Below are 14,792 nucleotides of genomic sequence, written 5' to 3' on the forward strand. Positions count from 1 at the left end.
TCTTGCCGGACGGCAGTAGCATCCGATCCGGCCTGTAAAATGCAAAATCCGTTAGCCGTAGCGGAACTCCACACCAAATGTCCCTGCCGGGTATTCCCATTGTTCGAGGATTGTTTCACCGCAAAGTACCCGACAAGTCCCACACTCCAGACACCCTGCAGAATCAAAATGAATATTTCCGCTTTCGTCCTGCTTATACAGTCCGGCGGGGCAGGCTTTCAGTAATTTGCGAAATTCATTAACGTCAGGATGATCGGTCAGAATAATATGCGGATGGCCTTCATCGACATTGAATTTGTTGACGCCCAGTTTGACGTCAACGTTAACGGTATTGTCCTGACTCATAGCGCTGTTGCTCCCTTAATGCCGTCTTTGAGTAAGTTCATTAACCCAATCTGTTTTGCATGGGACATAAATATCTTGCGAACCGGTTGATTCGGACGTCCGTCAACGGTGAACATATCGCTCATGATATCTGCCACCATGCGTGGGTATTGGGTAAACAGACGCGGGTTTTCCATCAGCGCCGGGATCTTGCGAAAATGCTGTAAATCGCGCATTACGCAACTCTGTTCGAGAGCGTGCTTGTAGTCCATCAGGCTGTTGGCGGAGTAATCTTGCCGTTCTTTCGCGGCAATCGCTGTTTTAGCTGCCGCCTCCGCAGAAGCAATGGCTAAATCCATGCCGCGTACCGTATACCCCAAATTCAGACAGAAACCGGCGGCATCGCCGACGATCATCACGCCATCATCGAACAGTCTGGGCACCATTGCCAGACCACCTTCAGGCACCATATGTGCCGAGTATTCCCGCAATTCACCTCCTTCAATCAGCGGGCGAATAGTGGGATGCTGCTTAAAATCTTCCAGCATTTGCGGAATACTTTTTGTGGCGTGGTCTATGTCCCCCAGGCCGCACACCAGCCCCAGAGAAACAGAGTCATGGTTGGTATACAGAAAACCACCGCCCATGAGTCCGTTAGATGGCGAGCCGGCAAACAGCCAGGCCGCACCTTCATTGCCCGAAAGATTGAAACGATCTGCAATAACAGAGGGAGACAAGCCGATCAGTTCTTTTACACCGACGGCATAATGATGTGCTGAGGAGGCGGGGACTAAGCCCAGTGAGCGGCCCAGCATGGAATTAACACCGTCGGCAAGGATGACAATATTGGCTTCGAGGATATCGTCACCAGCCTGTACACCGGTAACTTTATTGCCCTCGCGGATCAGCGCATCGACGCGAACGCCAGGAATGAACTGCGCGCCTGCTTGTTCGGCTTTTTCCATCAGCCAGGGATCAAGACGGTTGCGCAAAACGGTATACGACTCCTGCGCTGGGGCATCGGTTTTTTCACGGTGAAAGTCCAGGGTCACGGCACTTTCTTCGGTCAGGAATGAGATTTTTTCGCGGGTCACTTTACGTTCGATGGGCGCTTGCTGAGCGAATCCAGGCATGATGCTTTCAAGGCTATGTGCGTAGAGCCGGCCACCGGTCATATTTTTACTGCCAGCGCTGTTTCCACGCTCAATAACCAACACGTCCAGTCCTGCACTTGCCATCACATAGCCTGCTACCGCACCGGCCACGCCAGCACCGACCACAATGGCATCAAATTTTTCATCTGACATGCTTTATGCTCCCTTCCCGCCGCGAGGGCGGCGGGATCTGTGCGTTAAATAGGGGGTTAGCGGCTTAGCTGTTCGATAAGGGCTGGAACAACTTTGTAGATATCGCCCACCAGACCGTAATCGGCGTAATTAAAGATGGGGGCTTTTTTGTCTTTGTTGATGGCGACAATAATTTTCGCACCGTTTCCGCCGACCATATGTTGAATTTGCCCTGAGATGCCCAGCGTCAGGTAAAGATCAGATTTCAGCAATACGCCTGAAACGCCAATATAGCGTTCGCGCTCCATCCAGTTTTCACCTTCAGCAATCGGTCGTGAGCATCCCACCTCAGCGCCCAGTACAGCAGCCAGGTTATGCACCATTTGTAAGTCGTCCTGTGCAACCAGGCCACGACCAACACCCACGACGCGTTTGGCTTTACTGAGATCAACACTGCTAAGTGGTTTGGTGCGACGCTCCTGGCAGATAACTTCATGGTGCGGAGTGATATACGTTGCGGAAGTAACCGGACAGCTGTTTTCCTGATTCTCTTCTACCGGCTCCAGCACTCCGGCGGCGATTGTGATAATCGCCAGAGCACTGTTGAGTTTTTCTTTGCCGAATGCGAGACCGCCATACATGCGGTGCTCAGCGAAAAGCGCCCCGGCATCAAGACTTACCGATGTGGCATCGTTCACCATCGCTGCATTGAGTTGAATACTCAGACGCGCACCGAGGGCCTTGGCGCGTTTGGTGGCAGGCAACAGCAACAGGCCAGAGTGCTCTTTTATCAGGGCGACGAGGGTCTCCGCATAGTTTTCAATACGCTGTAAGGGGGAGATTTGTTCGAGGACGATTATTTCATCGGCACCCAGCCGCTTAGCCCTGCTTGCCTGTTCGCTACCTTGCACAATGATGTGCACCTGCTCACCCCATTGGCGAGCTCCGGTCATTAACTCTGCATAGCGTTCTACGTTATCGCTGAACACCCAGACGTTGGCTAATTTACTCATGATAATCTCTCTCCGTTGGGTTTAGTTCAGGGCTTTTTTCAGATGTTCAGCCAGTTCGGCAATGGCTTCTGGCGAGTCGTTTTCCAGAATGATGCGCTTGCGCTCGGCTTGCGGCGGAACCACGATCTCAACCAGCTCTGCTAATGGTGGCGTTGGTGTCCAGCCAATATCACTGGCCTGCCACTGCGTAACGGGTTTTTTACCCGCGCCAAGAATGGCTTTCATCGAAGGAATACGCGGTGTATTGATATCTGACGTGACGCAAAGCACGGCGGGAAGGGGGAGGTCGATGACTTCAATTTCATCTTCAAGCGCGCGCTCAACCAGAACATGGCCGCCGTTACGTTGAATGCTGCTTACTGCGTTAATAATGGGAAGTTGTAGCAATTCTCCCACCAGCAAGCCCACCTGCTGCGCGTAGAGATCGCCTGATCCTTCACCAAATATCATCAGGTCAAATCCAATACTTTTCGCGGCGCAGGCCAGGGCCTGAGCAGTGTCTCTGGGCAGTGAATGTTCCAGTTGCGCATCCTGTACCAGAAACAGACTATCCGGACCGCGGGACAACACGTCTTTCCGCACTTTAGAGTTCTGTAACAATGAACCTCCGACCGTTAAGGCGACGATCTCATCACCCTCAGCGGTTAGTTGTGCAGCGGCTTCCATCGCGTTCAAATCAAACTGGCTGATTTTGGCTTCGGCTCGGTCAAAGTTAAGCGAGCGCTCCTGGGTAACAACAATGTCCTGTTCTTCAGGTACCAACTTAAAGCAGGTTATTATTTTCATGGTATCTCCAGTGGGTCACGTTCGGATGATGACGGAGTGCGTCATCATCGGCAGTAGGTAAAATTTGACTGAAAATAGTGTGCGGTAGATGTAATGTGTTTTCGACGGGGCAATCTGTTTTCATTCCTAACAATCTTGCAAAAAAAAATGAGATCAGAGTGCAACGTTGATCAGAATGGAAGGAAAACGGATTGTGGAAGAAATAATTGGACCAGGCAAACTGTAGGAGATCTTTGCGAAGTGCATCATATTTTTATTCACTATTGAGCGATATTTGTTTCCGTTATGTAAATTATTGCCTCTAAAGAAATAACATTTATCCTTTTCAATAAATTTAAAATGCAAATAAATAGTGGGGATAATTCACTCCAACCGGGAGTATCATCTTGCAGTTGGCACAAATAATTTTGTTTCGCTAGTATGGATTATCATTGTATAACATGGCTCATCGCTTTAATTTGTCATTATTAAATGTTCCTAAAATTACTGTCTTAAGGTGGAGGTTGTCATGTATCAACGATGTTTTGATAATGCGATGGAAACCCTTTTTGAGCAGGGGAAAACGCCCAGATTTTCACGCTTCGTCATTAGTGATGATCCTAACTGGGAGTCTGGCCACCATGTTCATGACAATGAAACAGAGCTCATTTATGTCAAAAAAGGGGTCGCCAGATTAATTATTGATTCTTCACTGTATGTCGCGCATGCCGGCGATATTGTCGTGATAGAACAAGGGCGGCTCCATGCTGTCGCCTCTGACAGCAGCTCGCCTGCGACCACTTATACCTGTGCATTGTACGGCTTCCGTTTTGAAGGCTGGCAGGAGAATCAGCTATTGCAAGGGCATTCATGTCCGGTCATCAGCGCCGGGCAAGGAAAGGAGGTCATTAAAAGTATCTTTAATGAACTTAGCATCATGCTCCCGCAGAGCAAAAATAACCTGACCTCCGCGGCTTATGATGCTTTCGCTTATGCCTTAACCGTTTTATTTTATGAAAACTTTAAAAATGCTTATCGTTCGGAGCAAGGGTATATTAAAAAAGATATCTTAATTAAAGATGTACTGGTTTATTTAAATAACAATTTCCGCGAAAAAATAACGCTGGATCAGTTGTCCAAAAAATTTCGTGCCAGCGTCAGTTATATCTGCCATGAATTTACCAAAGAGTATCGTATTTCACCGATTAACTATGTTATTCAGCGACGGATGACAGAAGCGAAATTCTCCCTGACAAATACTGAGGCTTCGTTAGGTGAGATTTCGTGGCGGGTGGGATATGAAAATGTCGATCATTTTGCCAAACTCTTTCAACGGCATGTGGGGTGTTCACCCAGCGACTATCGTAAGCAGTTTAAAAACAATCTGATTGAGCAGGAATGCCTGCTACCGGAAGTCTGATCCCTGGCATAAGCCCGGATAGCATTTATACGCTATCCGGGTTGCTACCATCACTTATTTGTTTTGATAATCTTTCAGGATCTGACGACCAGCTACGTAAATCATGATCTCATCGGTGCCGCCACCAATACGTTCGCAACGTACGTCTCGCCAGAATCGGGAAACGCGCGCTTCATCGGTATAACCCAGACCACCCATAATCTGAATTGCGTCGTCGATCACTTCCATCGCAGTGCGAGCACAGTACAGTTTTGCCAGTGCTGCGCTGGTACGCAGCGATTGCTCCTGGTCGGCCTGCCAGGCGACTTTCAATACCATATTGCGCATGTTCTCGATTTTAACCGCCATGAGTGCCAGTTTCTCCTGGATCATCTGGTTATGCCCAATGGGCTTGCCGAATGCAATGCGCTGGTTGGCGTAACGTGCTGCGTCTTCGAAGGCACACTCCGCAAAACCGGTGCTGCGCGCAGCGTTGATCAACCGTTCCATTTCAAAGTTATACATCACGTTGAGGAAGCCCATGCCTTCTTCACCGACCATGTCGCTTTCGTCAACTTCGACATCGTCGAGATAGACTTCGCAGGTACTTAACATGTGCCAGCCGATTTTGTGTAACGGGTTAATCTTGATGCCGGGTTTACTGGAGTCAACCCACCACAGCGTAAAGGCTTTCTTCGGATCTTTAGGCTCCGGATCACGCGCCAGTACCAGCATGTATGGATACTCTTTGGCTCCGGTAATGAACGTTTTTTGTCCGTTCAGGTACACCTTGCCATTTTTACGCGTATAGCTGGTCGTGGCACTGTTGTTGTCGGACCCGGCGCCAGGTTCGGTCAATGCCAACGCATACGCTGGATCGCCCGTTTCCATTGTGCTTTCTGCTGTTTTACGTAGTTGCTCGGCTGAACCAAAACGACGCATGCTGTGAATGCACTGACCGTTGGTAATTAAAAATGCGGGAGCTCCACATTTTGACACTTCCATCAGAGCCAGCATCTGTGTGACGTAGTCAGCCGGTATACCGCCAAACTCTTCCGGTACACCCAGCATCGAAATACCGTTATCCGCAAGGGCACGCATAAATTCTCTGGGGTAGGTGGCGGTCTGATCGCAGGTACGGAAATACTCTTCCGGGAAATTACTGGTAATCAGATCCCGAATACTGGCAAGCAGCAGCTCTTGTTCTTCAGTTAATGAAAAGTCCATCTGGGTACTCCTTTTAATTGGCGGCGTCGGGCAATACAAAACCCATCGAAGAATCAATAAATAATCTTTCGTCCATCAGTTTCAGGTTCGGAGAAATAACGGGTGTGAAATCCATTTTGTCCAGAATGTCTTCTTGCAGAGAGACTCCTGGTGCAATCTCAACTAAATGGAGGCCGTCTTCTTTTAACGTAAACACGGCGCGCTCGGTGATATAACGCACATCAAGTCCGCGTTCGAGAGCAATTTTTCCGCTGAAAGTTATTTCGGGTAATTCATTAACGAATTTCTTCACCCGACCTTCCTGCACGATATTTAATTTACCATCGGTCACTTCTGTTTTCAGACTGCCGGCGGTTAATGTGCCGCAGAAAATAATTTTCTTCGAGGTGGCGCTAATATCGATAAAACCGCCAGTGCCCATAATCTTGCCATTAAATTTATGTACGCCAACGTTGCCATGCCGATCCACCTCAGCAAAACTTAAATAGCACACATCCAGTCCGCCACCGTGGTAGAAATCAAACTGGGAGGTCATATCCATAATGGCACGGGTATTAACGTTAGCACCAAAGGCAATGCCTTGAGAGGTAATGCCACCAACAGGGCCGGTTTCGACCGTTAGAATAAAGTCGTCGGCACATCCTTCTTCGCGAGCGACAAGGCCAATACCATCGGCAATACCTACACCAACGTTACCGACAGCGCCTTTGCGCATTTCGAAGAGAGCGCGTCTGGCAACAAGCTTACGCTGGTTGAGTGGCAGGGCGGTCTGGTGGCTGTCATCAAGGACAAAATCACCTGAAATAAAGCGGTTAACTGGCGCACCGCCGTACAGCTGAGTCTGATCGGGATCAACCACCACAATGTCCACCAGATAGCCCGGAATACGAACCGCTTTAGGATGCAGGGTGGCTTTCTTAACCATCTTTTGCACCTGCATCATGACGATGCCACCGTTGTTGTGAACGGCCTGGGCAATGACCAGCGCATCGAGATACATCACTTCATCTTCAAAGGTGGCGTAGCCTTCGCTGTCACAGGTAGTCGCGCGAATAAAGGCGATATTTGGCGCGATGGCCTTATAGTAGAGGTACTCTTTGTTATCGATCTCCACCAGTTTAATTAAATCTTCAGTGGTCACTTCATTCAGCTTGCCACCCTGTTGGCGAGGGTCAACAAATGTGCCAAGGCCGATATCGCTTAAAATACCTGGCTGGTGGGCCGCGCAGGCGCGTAACGTTTGAGTTAATACCCCCTGTGGGTAGTTGTACGCAGCGATTTTGTTCTGTTCGGCTAAATCGGAGATCCGTGGTGATTGTCCCCAATGCCCGCAAAGCGCCCATTTAACTAAACCTTCCTGCGCCAGCGGGCTAATCCCCCGGTCTGCCCGATCTCCTAATCCTGTCGGACTGATCAGTGATAAATTACGCGGGGACTGGTTGTTTTTATATTTATCAGCCAATGCAGTAATTAATTTGGTAGCTTCAAGAATACCGCCACCTGCACCTAATACGCAAAGAGTCGCTTCATCAGGAATATAATTCACTGCGTCCGCTGCCGATAATACCGGTACCCGACCTTGAATACGTTCAGGTCTTTTAAGTTTCATATAAACTCCAGATTATATGTGTGCGAATACCTATCGATATATTCGATGAAATAGTATTCACTTTAATAATGCTTAGCTGATTGCCAGATATACGCTGTTAAACGAATATCTGAGCCAGCGAGTTATTTATATTTATACCCGTGATCCTGCAAGCTGCTTCTGCGTTGGCTGCACGCTCCCACCCGAATCACTTACCTTAAGTAAGCTCATCGGGATTCGCTTATTTACTGCCTTGATGCAACTTGAATGATTTTGTGTATCGTGGAAATATTTTGTTATTAAGCCTGATGTAATATTGTCAGTACGGTACGCAGATCGGTAACGGAGATCTGCCCCGGGGCTGAAGCTTTTTTTACTGCGCCAAAGGTTGCAGCTGAGCCAAAGACTTCACCTGCCAGACGTGAAATAACGCCAGTTTTGGCCATTGACATAGTAATCACCGGGCGATCGGCGTAGCGTTCCTGCATCTCCAGCGTGGCGCTGAGTAACGTCAGAACATCCGTTTTACTTTGCGGCATCAGCGCAATTTTAGGAATATCTGCGCCAAGTTCCTGCATTTTGCGCAGACGCTGAATAATCTCTTCTGCCGCCGGTGTTTTATGGAAATCATGATTAGACATAATCACAAAGACATTTTTCGCATGCGCGTGTTCGACGGTTGCTTTAACCTGCTCATCGCCGGTGAAAAGTTCCAGATCGATCATATCCACCAGACCGCTATCTACTGCCGCACGGTTAAGCGCAAGGTACTCTTCTACAGACAGCGCCTGTTCGCCACCTTCTTTCGCGCTGCGGAAGGTAAATAACAGCGGTTTGTCGGTCATCACATCGCGGATTGCGCGGGCGGCTTCCAGTACGGCGTCAATTGATGAAACATCCGCAAAATGGTCAACGCGCCACTCCAGAATGTCGAAGTCTGCTTCACGATAGGCCAGCGCTTCGCTTTTTACCGTTGAGATGTCTTTACCCATCAGCGAGACAATGATCTTCGGCGCACCCTCGCCAATAACGAGGTTTCTTACGGTTACGGTTTTCATTGATTACCCTTTAAATATTTACTGATACTTGCCCGTCAGGCTGCAAACCCCATAACCTGTTTAACGTACTCCAGCGGGAAATCTTTTCCTGTCCAGAGCTTGAACTGCTCAGCTCCTTGCCATAACAACATGCTGTAACCGTCAATCGTTTTGCAACCTGCAAGTTGTGCCTGTTGCAGCAATTTGGTCATATGCGGGTTATAGACGCATTCGGTTACCAACAGATCCGGACGTAGCAAAGAGACGTCGGTGACGATGGATTCATTTTCCAGTGGCTTCATGCCGACTTTAGTGCCATTAGTCAAAATATCCGCACTGGCCAACGCTTCTGCAAACGCCTGCTGGTCAGCGAGATCGATAACGGTCACCACGCAGTCAGTGTTTTCATTCACGCGTTTGGCGAACTCAACCGCTTTTGCGAAAAACTCATCTTTACGGTTAAAGAGTTTAATCTCTTTTATACCTTCAATTGCCGCTTGCGCACCGATAGCCGTAGATGCGCCACCTGCGCCCAACAGTACCATGGTTTTACCTTTAATATCGAAGCCGCTTTCTTTAATTGCGCGAATATGTCCGGTACCGTCCGTGTTGTAGCCACGAAGGTAGCCGTCATCATTGACGATGGTATTGATTGCGCCCACCAGTTTGGCGGCGGGGGTTAATTCATCAACATACTCACATGCCAGCTGCTTGTTGGGCATAGATACCCCAGTACCGCGCATTTTTAATGCTTTCAACCCGGCAATCGCATTGGCAAACGTTGAATTATCAACTTCAAATGCCATGTAGGTAAACGGTAATCCTGCTTTTTCTAATGCTTTATTTTGCATTTCGGGCGACAGACTGTGCCTGATAGGATAGGCCATCAGACCGATCAGTTCATATTTTGCAGTTACGTCCATTTGAAACTCCTATTAAACTGTTTATTGAAAATAACGTTCGCCCAGGCGCACATCGTTTTGGGGAATATTGAATACGCGGTAGTAACGGACAAAGACGATAATGGCAGTGATAAATGCCAGCAGAGCAAATGCGAGGTCCAGCAAAATAATGTATTGCAGACCAATGTTAGAAAGGTATCCGGTGATTAGTGGGATAATAAAGTTGGCGACACCTCCCATCATCATATAAACACTGGTGACTTTGGCTTTGCTCTTGGGGAAAAACTCTGACATCACGGAAACACCGAGCTGTAAAATACCGCCTGCCGCAGAGAATCCGATGAGAAATGAGCCTGCATTACACACCAGCGGTGAGGGGTACAGATAGATAACCGCCGCCGTAATGGTTGCCAGACCCGCGTTAAAAACGTTGGCCCAGATAGGACGAACCATTTTCTTCAGTAGCGCAGCAAAAATAAAGACGCAGACCAGCGACCCCATACTGTAGTAGGAGATAGTTTTCAACGCGTCGGCTTCCGCCATACCGGCAAACGCCATGGCGTATTTGGGCATCCAGACCACGATGACATAAAACGTTGAAAATGCGGCAACCCCAAACATCACGGATGCCACTCCCTCCAGCCAGACCAGTGGCTTGCTGTTCATTTGCGGCAAATCTTTCGCGACGCCAGCATCCACTATCTGACTCGGGAAGCGGCTTTTTAATAGCATTAGGGTAATCAGGACGAACAATACGCCGGGGATAATAACCGCATAGCCGTACCAGATATGATTAAGCAGCAGGGTACTGACGATGATGGGGTAGATCATCTGTCCAAATGACACCATGGCTTTCACCAGAATAACGGCTGAACCTGATGCTTTGGGAAAACACTCCATTAACGCCGGATAACCGCCTGTATCGAGGGCTGAGTTTGCCACGCCGACACAAACAGCCAGAATAAATGCAATCATTAAATTTGGGCTGGCAGGAATACCGAAGAAGAAGAACATATACAGAATAGCGCCCAACAGGATGATGGCCCGACGACCAAATTTATCTGAGAGAACGCCAAAAAAATAGAATACTGACCAGTCGCCCGAGGCCAATTCCCGAAATTAAATAGGCAATGCCTGCATTATCTGTTGAGAATTTTTCTGCCAGGGATGTCATGTTTTGCGCCAGCGTAATGACACTAATGCCGTGTAAAAAGTAGCTTAAATAAATACAGGTTATCGCCAGAAGAAATGGCGTATTAAAGGCCTTGTGTTGAGACATTTTTCACAACTCCTTGCGGATGTTAAAATTATTATATTGTCGTCGCTATGATTTAAATGACGGCGTTCATGTTATTAATATACCGAGAGGGTGTCATTTCACCCACATAGCATGGCGTTTTAGTTACCAGGTATATTGCATGCTAATTTGTGAAACCCAATTCTTACTGCCGTTGTTTTACTGATGTTTTAAAAATTAACCCAATTATTTTGCAGCAGGTATGAACAATATTGCAGTGGTGCTATTCCACCAGCGATGCCATTTTTAACTGATATCTGGACTCAACACGGCTGCGATAGCCAATAAACAGCGCCAGAACGAAACCAATGGCGGCTATACCGGTATCAAACCACATGATGTGGGCAATGCTGGTTTGCGAAAGCTTTGCCGTGATCAGTGGGATCGTGAAGGTAGCAATGCTGCCCGCGCTGTAATAAATGCCGGTTGCTTTTCCTTTTGCATGCGGAAAACGGGCCGCCATTAACGTTAAGCCAATTTGTACGACGCCGCCGGCGGAAGAAAACCCGATAACAAACGCAAATACGACCACCACGTAAGGGGTGGGGTGCAGACAAACCGTCAGCAGGGCAATAAATGAAATTAACGTGTAAAGCATCAACAGCGGTGTCGCGCGGTCTGGTTTCCTCGCAAGCGGCGCGGTGATCAGCACGCACAGTAGCGAACCGCAGGTGTAGATACTCAACAGCTTAATCGCCGAGGTGTACGGCATTCCGGCGACGAACTGACCATACTGAGCCAGCCACTGGCTGATCAGGTAAAATGTCGCCATAGCAATGTAGCCATACAGGGTGTAGCTGACCAGGTCGATAATGGAACACCGATGTTTAGGTAGAGGGCCTTCCTGTGCGGGAGGTGATTTCTTGACGAAAGGTTTAGGCCCGGGATGTGCCGGGAATTGGCAGCGAAATAAAAACACGCCGTTGACAATCATAATCCCCGCAGCGAACAGGAATGACCAGCCAAACCAAAGCTCAGCCCACACCAGTACACTAATGACCATCGGTAACAGAAACTGCCCGCCGGACACAAAAGCTTTAATCAAAATATTGGCGGTGCCAGGGGTGCGGGGAAACGCCTCCATCAGGCTGGGATAGGTCCCGGCATCAAGAAAACTGTTAGACATACCCGCCAAAAAGCCAAATGCGTAGGCTATGAAAATACTGTGAGTATTGATAATGCCAAAAAAGAAGAGCAGATAGCAGAGCATGCCGAAAATGACGAATGGTCTACGGCCAAAGCGATCGGAAAGTAAGCCCGCTAGTAATAAGACGCTTAATCGACCGATGCCGAGAGATGAGATGACAATTGACACACCTGCTGCATCGGTTTGCCACTGTTGTTCAAGCGAGGACATGTTGAGGCTTATCAGAATAACCCCCATGCCGTGTACAAGGTAATTAAGGTACAGCCCTATCGCAGTGGAGAAATAGGCGTTTTTCATAATGTGTTACTCAGCGAAGAGGCTAAATGGAAATTTTGTATTTCGAGTCGGGTGTACAGGCCATAGCAATATGCCGTATTCGCATCAGCGTGGGCATTATGTCAGTTACTAATAGTACAAAGTTATAATCGTCAGATTTTCTCCTAACACAAACGCTCAAGATCGTGCGCATAGAGTTCAACAGCAGTCGATTGATAGAGTTTCCATTCGAGAAAATTTTCACTGTTATAAACCGCCTGAAAAGAGGCGAGGTTAGGAAAAAAACGCATGGTGTTATTACCGATACGGTTGTTTATTTTTTCAATGATCGCGTTAATTCTTAACTTTCGTTTTGCTAACATTTCTGAACATTGACGAGAGATGTTCTCCGGGATTTCGTGTTCGCCATTTTCCCATTGTTGCCAGGCGGTAACGTTGCCATCAGCAGCGATATAAGTTGCGCTTTCTTCAATCGTCATAGCAAAAACATGCCGGAATGCCTGCAATTCAAATGCGTTCATAATTTCATCACCTTAAAAGACGGTGGAATAGTAATAGCATTACTGTGGATATTTCGGCTTGAAGAGAGTCACAGTATCTTGTGCAATATTATTTGTTAATAATGAGTGAATGGGCGCATTTAACCAACCGGATGGCGTATAAAAGGGCCGGGTGGTTGAAGGAGGAGCTGTACTTCAGGTGGTGTTGTTTGAAGAATAAAAAAAAGCCCATCGTGGGAGATGGGCAAAATACAATGTGGTACACATTTCTGGAGAATATGAGGTTTTATCTCTTTAATCTCTATGTGATTTCTCTCAAACCCCAGAATTGGCGCGGCTTTGCGTGTAACACACAAATTACACACACTTTGCACACAGCTATGTAGGAAGCTTGTTTGCGGAATTGTGTAATGCAATAGAAAAAATAATGTGAATTGTTTTTGTATAAAACGAGATGCAAAGGTTTCTGATTGTTATCTTAATTAACAATATGTAGTTAAGTGATTGAATTATATCTGTTTTTAACGATATGTGCAGTGTGTGCTATTTATGTGGTTGCACACATTTTTAGACTTATTTTTTCTAATAGTTAATCCATTGAAAGATAAGAAAAAAAAAGCCCAACGTGGGAGTTGGGCAAAGACTACACACAGCAATTCGTTGTTTCACTCAGGGGATTTCCATGCTTATAAATCAATGTGTTGATCTAAAGCCTTGAGCTAATAGTAGGCATGCTGGTTTTTTACGTCGATCGGATTCATCTCAATAGTTTAAAGGCCGTGAAGAATTTGCGACGCAAATGTGTATGTGAAGTCGGAATATGTTGAATTCAGATAACAGGAAATACGGAATTGATTAGCAATGTTAAACAATCAGGCGGCAGCGCCGCCTGAGCTGGGGTTATTTTTTATCTTCTATTTCGGCGATCTCTTCGAGGATCTCGTCCGGGTCGTTGCCGGGTACCGGGGCTTCGTTCACCCAGGCTGAGAACAGACGCCAGGAGACAGCCAGTACAACCGGGCCGATAAACAAGCCAATCATGCCGAAGGCAATCAACCCGCCGATAACGCCGGAGAGAATGAGGATCAGCGGTAAATCAGCCCCCATACGAATCAGCATTGGACGGATAACGTTATCCAGTGTACCCACCACGCCGCTCCATACCAGCAGCACTGTGCCCCAGGTTGAATCACCCGACCAGTAAAGCCAGATAATGGCCGGGATCAGTACTGGTAAGGGACCCAACTGTACCAGGCAGGAAAGGATCATCAGTACCGCCAACAGCGTCGCGTATGGTACACCTGTCACCGCCAGACCAATACCGCCGAGGACAGCCTGTACCAGAGCGGTAACAACAACGCCCAACGCTACCGCACGGATTGCTTGTGCAGCCAGCAGGACGGCAGCATCGCCGCGTTTAGATGCCAGACGGCACGCGAAATGGCGAATACCTAACGCAACCTGCTCACCTCGCCAGTACAGCAGGGCGCTGAACAACAACATCAGGCCACAATGCATCATAAAGCGACCAATATGCGCGGCCTGACCGACAAACCAGGTGGTGGTGGTGCCAATATAAGGACGAACTTTGGCCATAATGGCCGAACCGCCCATATCAAGCAGGCTGTGCCATGCGGCATAAATTTTTGCGCCAACCAACGGAATACTGTTCAGCCATGCAAGGTCCGGCAGTGTCATATCTCCTGCTGTCACGGCATGGATTAACGGTCCACTTCCATCAACGATGCTATTCACCAATAACGCGATGGGGATGATAAACAAAAGAACCAACAGCAGAGTCATTACCAGGACGGCCAGCGAACGGCGTCCCCACAACAGTTTCTGTATGCGTAGTAAAATGGGCCAGGTTGCAATAACGACTGTTCCCGCCCACGCAAAACCGAGAATAAAGGGCTGCACAATCCACAGACATGCCACAATCATGATGGCCAAAAACAGCACCGATAGCATCACTTGCGCGATATTGCTGGGCTGACGAAAATTTACCATAAATACTTTTCACCTTTTTTG

At 47.9% G+C, this 14,792-nt stretch carries 12 protein-coding genes, 1 other RNA gene and 1 pseudogene; 1 reads left to right on the forward strand and 13 read right to left on the reverse strand.

What is annotated here, in order from left to right; translation table 11 throughout:
- Positions 1-51: 51 nt before the first annotated feature.
- The 4 genes from AACS05_RS09945 to AACS05_RS09960 are packed head-to-tail and all read right to left on the reverse strand — an operon-like array spanning position 52 to position 3,409.
- Positions 52-345 carry a ferredoxin family protein gene (locus AACS05_RS09945; protein ID WP_045442166.1) on the reverse strand — a complete coding sequence of 98 codons (294 nt, stop codon included), beginning with the start codon at positions 343-345 and terminating at the stop codon, positions 52-54.
- Positions 342-1,631: an FAD-dependent oxidoreductase gene (locus AACS05_RS09950; RefSeq protein ID WP_045442169.1), complete on the reverse strand. Its 1,290-nt coding sequence runs from the start codon at positions 1,629-1,631 to the stop codon at positions 342-344. Before AACS05_RS09950 ends, AACS05_RS09945 begins: the two co-directional genes overlap by 4 nt.
- A gap of 56 nt (positions 1,632-1,687) precedes the next feature.
- Complete coding sequence (locus tag AACS05_RS09955; RefSeq protein WP_045442171.1) at positions 1,688-2,623, reverse strand: electron transfer flavoprotein subunit alpha; 936 nt, start codon at positions 2,621-2,623, stop codon at positions 1,688-1,690.
- A 21-nt stretch (positions 2,624-2,644) separates the two neighbouring features.
- On the reverse strand, positions 2,645-3,409 hold the full coding sequence (locus AACS05_RS09960) for an electron transfer flavoprotein (protein ID WP_045442173.1): 765 nt from the start codon (positions 3,407-3,409) through the stop codon (positions 2,645-2,647).
- Between the two features lie 508 nt (positions 3,410-3,917).
- Here AACS05_RS09960 and AACS05_RS09965 point away from each other — a divergent pair.
- Positions 3,918-4,808: an AraC family transcriptional regulator gene (locus tag AACS05_RS09965; RefSeq protein WP_045442176.1), complete on the forward strand. Its 891-nt coding sequence runs from the start codon at positions 3,918-3,920 to the stop codon at positions 4,806-4,808.
- A gap of 54 nt (positions 4,809-4,862) precedes the next feature.
- Here AACS05_RS09965 and AACS05_RS09970 read toward each other — a convergent pair whose 3' ends face one another.
- The 9 genes and pseudogenes from AACS05_RS09970 to ydiK all read right to left on the reverse strand — a co-directional run bounded on the left by AACS05_RS09970 (position 4,863) and on the right by ydiK (position 14,771).
- Positions 4,863-6,014 (reverse strand): acyl-CoA dehydrogenase, encoded by a 1,152-nt coding sequence (locus AACS05_RS09970; protein ID WP_045442178.1) that lies wholly within the window; start codon positions 6,012-6,014, stop codon positions 4,863-4,865.
- Between the two features lie 13 nt (positions 6,015-6,027).
- Complete coding sequence (locus AACS05_RS09975) at positions 6,028-7,623, reverse strand: acyl CoA:acetate/3-ketoacid CoA transferase (RefSeq protein ID WP_045442181.1); 1,596 nt, start codon at positions 7,621-7,623, stop codon at positions 6,028-6,030.
- A 278-nt stretch (positions 7,624-7,901) separates the two neighbouring features.
- Positions 7,902-8,660 carry a type I 3-dehydroquinate dehydratase gene (aroD, locus tag AACS05_RS09980; RefSeq protein WP_045442184.1) on the reverse strand — a complete coding sequence of 253 codons (759 nt, stop codon included), beginning with the start codon at positions 8,658-8,660 and terminating at the stop codon, positions 7,902-7,904.
- A gap of 35 nt (positions 8,661-8,695) precedes the next feature.
- A complete protein-coding gene (gene ydiB / locus AACS05_RS09985) occupies positions 8,696-9,562 on the reverse strand; it encodes a quinate/shikimate dehydrogenase (protein WP_045442188.1) in 867 nt (288 codons plus the stop codon).
- Positions 9,563-9,583: 21 nt separating this feature from the next.
- Positions 9,584-10,820, reverse strand: a pseudogene (locus AACS05_RS09990) (MFS transporter).
- A gap of 241 nt (positions 10,821-11,061) precedes the next feature.
- A complete protein-coding gene (locus AACS05_RS09995) occupies positions 11,062-12,282 on the reverse strand; it encodes an MFS transporter (protein ID WP_045442190.1) in 1,221 nt (406 codons plus the stop codon).
- Positions 12,283-12,425: 143 nt separating this feature from the next.
- The gene (locus tag AACS05_RS10000) at positions 12,426-12,782 is read right to left on the reverse strand and encodes a YdiL family protein (protein ID WP_045442192.1); all 357 of its coding nucleotides are present in this window, start codon (positions 12,780-12,782) and stop codon (positions 12,426-12,428) included.
- Positions 12,783-13,369: 587 nt separating this feature from the next.
- Positions 13,370-13,477, reverse strand: an RNA gene (gene rprA / locus AACS05_RS10005) — antisense sRNA RprA.
- 184 nt (positions 13,478-13,661) lie between these two features.
- A complete protein-coding gene (gene ydiK / locus AACS05_RS10010; protein ID WP_045442195.1) occupies positions 13,662-14,771 on the reverse strand; it encodes an AI-2E family transporter YdiK in 1,110 nt (369 codons plus the stop codon).
- Positions 14,772-14,792 lie beyond the last annotated feature (21 nt).

The sequence above is a fragment of the Citrobacter sp. S-77 genome (assembly GCF_963864895.1).
GTDB lineage: Bacteria > Pseudomonadota > Gammaproteobacteria > Enterobacterales > Enterobacteriaceae > Citrobacter > Citrobacter murliniae.

What these genes read in the sequence shown, in the direction of transcription:
- AACS05_RS09945 (WP_045442166.1), bottom strand. Translation starts at nt 345, where the DNA reads ATGAGTCAGGACAATACCGTTAACGTTGACGTCAAACTGGGCGTCAAC.
- AACS05_RS09950 (WP_045442169.1), bottom strand. Translation starts at nt 1,631, where the DNA reads ATGTCAGATGAAAAATTTGATGCCATTGTGGTCGGTGCTGGCGTGGCC.
- AACS05_RS09955 (WP_045442171.1), bottom strand. Translation starts at nt 2,623, where the DNA reads ATGAGTAAATTAGCCAACGTCTGGGTGTTCAGCGATAACGTAGAACGC.
- AACS05_RS09960 (WP_045442173.1), bottom strand. Translation starts at nt 3,409, where the DNA reads ATGAAAATAATAACCTGCTTTAAGTTGGTACCTGAAGAACAGGACATT.
- AACS05_RS09965 (WP_045442176.1), top strand. Translation starts at nt 3,918, where the DNA reads ATGTATCAACGATGTTTTGATAATGCGATGGAAACCCTTTTTGAGCAG.
- AACS05_RS09970 (WP_045442178.1), bottom strand. Translation starts at nt 6,014, where the DNA reads ATGGACTTTTCATTAACTGAAGAACAAGAGCTGCTGCTTGCCAGTATT.
- AACS05_RS09975 (WP_045442181.1), bottom strand. Translation starts at nt 7,623, where the DNA reads ATGAAACTTAAAAGACCTGAACGTATTCAAGGTCGGGTACCGGTATTA.
- aroD (WP_045442184.1), bottom strand. Translation starts at nt 8,660, where the DNA reads ATGAAAACCGTAACCGTAAGAAACCTCGTTATTGGCGAGGGTGCGCCG.
- ydiB (WP_045442188.1), bottom strand. Translation starts at nt 9,562, where the DNA reads ATGGACGTAACTGCAAAATATGAACTGATCGGTCTGATGGCCTATCCT.
- AACS05_RS09995 (WP_045442190.1), bottom strand. Translation starts at nt 12,282, where the DNA reads ATGAAAAACGCCTATTTCTCCACTGCGATAGGGCTGTACCTTAATTAC.
- AACS05_RS10000 (WP_045442192.1), bottom strand. Translation starts at nt 12,782, where the DNA reads ATGAACGCATTTGAATTGCAGGCATTCCGGCATGTTTTTGCTATGACG.
- ydiK (WP_045442195.1), bottom strand. Translation starts at nt 14,771, where the DNA reads ATGGTAAATTTTCGTCAGCCCAGCAATATCGCGCAAGTGATGCTATCG.